The 1,508-nt window shown below is 31.6% G+C and carries 2 protein-coding genes; both read left to right on the plus strand.

Features of this window, described 5'->3' with window-relative positions; genetic code table 11:
- A partial coding sequence (locus U9R42_14985) for an ATP-binding protein (protein ID MEA3497330.1) occupies nucleotides 1-903 on the plus strand: 903 nt, incomplete at its 5' end.
- Between the two features lie 149 nt (nucleotides 904-1,052).
- Nucleotides 1,053-1,484 carry a hypothetical protein gene (locus tag U9R42_14990; GenBank protein MEA3497331.1) on the plus strand — a complete coding sequence of 144 codons (432 nt, stop codon included), beginning with the start codon at nucleotides 1,053-1,055 and terminating at the stop codon, nucleotides 1,482-1,484.
- The last annotated feature ends 24 nt before the right edge of the window (nucleotides 1,485-1,508 follow it).

Raw genomic sequence — 1,508 nt, forward strand, 5'->3', positions numbered from 1 at the left:
GCTGGTGCAAATGCAAGCGGTAAATCAAATATATTTGAAGCAGTTGAGTTTTTAATGCATGCAGCCATGACCACAGGAACAATTGTGTTCGATATTTTCGGAGGTGAAGAAAATGTTGTGAATTATAAAGTCTCAAAGCAAAAAGGTCAGTTTTTTAAAATTATGTTGGATTTATCCTTCGGAAGTGATAACCACAACATTAGTTTTGGCTTAAAATACGATATCCAAAACAATCAATTAACAAGGGAGTTTACAGGTATTAAGAAATTAGATGAAAAAATAGTTAATTCCTTTTCCAGAATATTTATTGACAATTACAAAAGAGCAGAGAATAAACTAAAAATTTATAATAAACTCTGGATTGATGCTGCTAATTTGAGTAGTATTTTAAAAGTAATTCTTGAAGATAAAAAAAAGAAAGCAGAGATAATTGAATGGATTCAGATATTAATTCCCGAAATTGAAAGTGTATCAGTAGAAAAAGATTTTAGTGGAAAAGAAGAATTAATAGTTATTGAAAAATCTTATCCTGACAAGCCATTTACCGGAAATTTAATATCAGAAGGAACACATAACATAATAGCATTACTTGCATTATTTTATCAAACAGATCAACCCCAGTTTATTTGTATAGAAGAACCTGAAACTGGATTAAACCCTGCTGTTTTAAGTGAACTTATCCCATTTTTTCGCGAAATGACAGAAAAATATAATCATCATATTTGGATTACAACACACTCGGCTTCTTTGGTGTCAGAACTTACTGAGGAAGAATTAATGATTGTAAACAAAAAGGAAGGAGCAACACAAACCAACCAATGCAAAAAAGGAGATTTTGAAAAAATGCGTCCTGACGAAGCATGGATGAGCAATATGCTTAAAGGAGGAGGATTACCATGGTAAAAGTCGGTTTCATTGTTGAAGGTACTTCGGACTTCATAATTTTGAAATCTGACCGGTTTCAGAATCTACTAAAGTATGAACTTGAAATTGAGACCGATGAGTCATTGATAAATATTGCACGCAGTCGTTCAAGATTAAAAAAGAATTTTGTGTCACTCGTTAGAAACCTGCAAAAACAAAATGTCGATTATATTTTTACAGTTGTAGATCAAGATGATAAAGAAGAACAAAGAAAAAATAGAGGATACATGCCTCCTGATTGTCCGATAGTTGTAGTAAATGAAATACAAAATTTTCGGGATAACAGAAATTATATTTTCCAAGAAAATTCATTTGTAATAATGACCAAAGAAATGGAAGCATGGTTTTTGGCCGATGCCAATCTGAACTTAAATTATGATGGTAATCCCGAAGAGATTCTAAATCCATCGGATATTGTTGGCGAACAGTTAAGGACTTCAAGTCATGTAAAGATTGCAAATAGACTTAAAGATAGATTTTCATTAGTTAGAGCCTCTGAGAATTCAAGAAGTGCAAAAAGATTTCTTGACAAACTAAAAGAAATTGCAAATGGAAATTAAAACTAATTATGTAGCAAAATTGGG

The sequence above is a fragment of the Bacteroidota bacterium genome (assembly GCA_034723125.1).
GTDB lineage: Bacteria > Bacteroidota > Bacteroidia > CAILMK01 > JAAYUY01 > JAYEOP01.